We start from the raw sequence: 2,042 nt of genomic DNA on the forward strand, positions 1-2,042 counted from the left end.
GCCGTGTGGTCATGCCGCGGTTATTTCGCGGCTCGCTCCCGCTGGATCTCCAGGGCGATGTCGATGAGTTGGTCCTCCTGGCCGCCGATCAGCTTGCGCTGCCCGGCCCGGTGCAGCAGCTCATGGGCGGGCACACCGTAACGCTCACCCTGGCGCACCGCGTGCTTGAGGAAGCTCGAATACACCCCCGAATAACCCATGATCAACGCGTTGCGGTCCAGCACGCACTCGGCCGGCATCGCCGGGCGCACCACATCCTCGGCAGCATCAGCGATGTCGAAGAAATCGATACCGGTCTTGATCCCGACCTTGTCGAACACCCCGATCAACGCCTCCACCGGGGCGTTACCCGCCCCCGCACCGAAGCGGCGCACCGAACCGTCGATCTGCTTGGCCCCGGCACGCACCGCCTCCAACGAGTTCGCCACCCCCAACCCGAGGTTCTCGTGACCGTGAAAACCGACCTGCGCGTCCTCACCGAGCTCAGCCACCAACGCCGCCACCCGATCCCGCACACCCTCCATCACCAGGGCACCGGCCGAATCCACCACATACACACACTGACAACCCGCATCGGCCATGATCCGGGCCTGGCCGGCCAGCTTCTCCGGGGACACGGTATGGGCCATCATCAAAAACCCGACGGTCTCCAACCCCAGCTCCCGCGCCAAGCCGAAATGCTGAATGGAGACATCGGCCTCGGTGCAGTGCGTGGCGATCCGGCAGATCTGCCCACCGTTACCCTGCGCCTGCTTCATGTCGTCCTTGGTGGCCACCCCGGGCAGCATCAAAAAGGCGATCCGGGCATCGCGGGCGGTCTGCGCCGCGAGCTTGATCAACTCCTGATCGGGCGTCTTGGAAAACCCATAGTTAAAACTCGACCCACCCAGGCCGTCACCATGGGTCACCTCGATCACCGGCACCCCCGCGGCGTCGATCGCCGCCACGATCGCCGCGACCTCCTCCGGGGTGAACTGGTGGCGCTTGTGATGCGAACCGTCGCGCAGCGAGGTGTCGGTGATCCGCACATCAAAGATGTGGTCGCTCATTTACGCTCCTCCAGCCTTCGCCGCCGCCATCTCACGGGCGATCTCCTCGCCCACCTTGGTCGCCGCAGCAGTCATGATGTCCAGATTGCCCGCATACGGGGGCAGATAATCGCCGGCGCCCTCGACCTCGACGAACGTGGTCACCACCGCACGCCCACCGGAGTTCAGCGACGGCTCGTCGAACTGCGGCTCATTGAGCAACCGGTAACCGGGCACATACGTCTGCACCTGAGCCACCACATCCTTGATCGACGCGGTGATCGCATCCCGGTCAGCATCCTCAGGGATCTGGCAGAAGATCGTGTCGCGCATGATCATCGGCGGATCAGCCGGGTTCAAGATGATGATCGCCTTACCCTTTTGCGCACCACCGATGGTCTCCACCCCCCGCGAGGTGGTCTTGGTGAACTCATCGATATTGGCCCGCGTCCCCGGACCCGCCGACACACTGGCCACACTGGCCACGATCTCGGCATAGGGCACCGTGCCCCCCTGCTCCTTGACCGCCCGAGTGACCGCATACACGATCGGAATGGTGGCCTGCCCACCACAGGTGATCATGTTCACGTTCGGCGCATCAACATGAGCATGCAGATTCGCCGGCGGAATCACCGCCGGACCCACCGCCGCCGGCGTCAAATCGATAGCCCGGATACCGGCCGCCTCATACTTAGGCGCATACGCCTTATGCACATACGCACTGGTCGCCTCAAACACGAAGTCCGGCTTCTCATCCAAAGCCAACAGCCAGTCCGCACCCTGCGCCGAAGTCTCCAAGCCCAGCTTGCGCGCCCGCGCCAAACCCTCAGACTCCGGGTCAATACCGATCATCCAACGCGGCTCCAGCCACTGCGAACGCAGCAGCTTGTACAACAGGTCAGTACTGATATTGCCCGACCCGACGATTGCCACTGAGGCCTTGGCAGCCATGAAAGCTCCTCTATTCGAATCTATTCGAAAACCAGCCGGACCGAACCCAGCCCGGAAAACTCG

The 2,042-nt window shown here is 63.5% G+C and carries 2 protein-coding genes; both read right to left on the reverse strand.

Annotation, left to right across the window (positions count from 1 at the left end; all coding sequences use genetic code 11):
- Positions 1–20 precede the first annotated feature (20 nt).
- Entirely contained in the window at positions 21–1,049 is a 1,029-nt protein-coding gene (gene dmpG, locus LI92_RS21040; RefSeq protein ID WP_046322400.1) for a 4-hydroxy-2-oxovalerate aldolase, read from the reverse strand.
- Positions 1,050–1,979, reverse strand: a complete 930-nt coding sequence (locus LI92_RS21045) for an acetaldehyde dehydrogenase (acetylating) (protein ID WP_046322402.1) — start codon at positions 1,977–1,979, stop codon at positions 1,050–1,052.
- Between the last annotated feature and the right edge of the window lie 63 nt (positions 1,980–2,042).

The sequence above is a fragment of the Mycobacterium sp. UM_Kg1 genome (genome assembly GCF_000972925.1).
In the GTDB taxonomy this organism is placed as follows: domain Bacteria; phylum Actinomycetota; class Actinomycetes; order Mycobacteriales; family Mycobacteriaceae; genus Mycobacterium; species Mycobacterium hiberniae.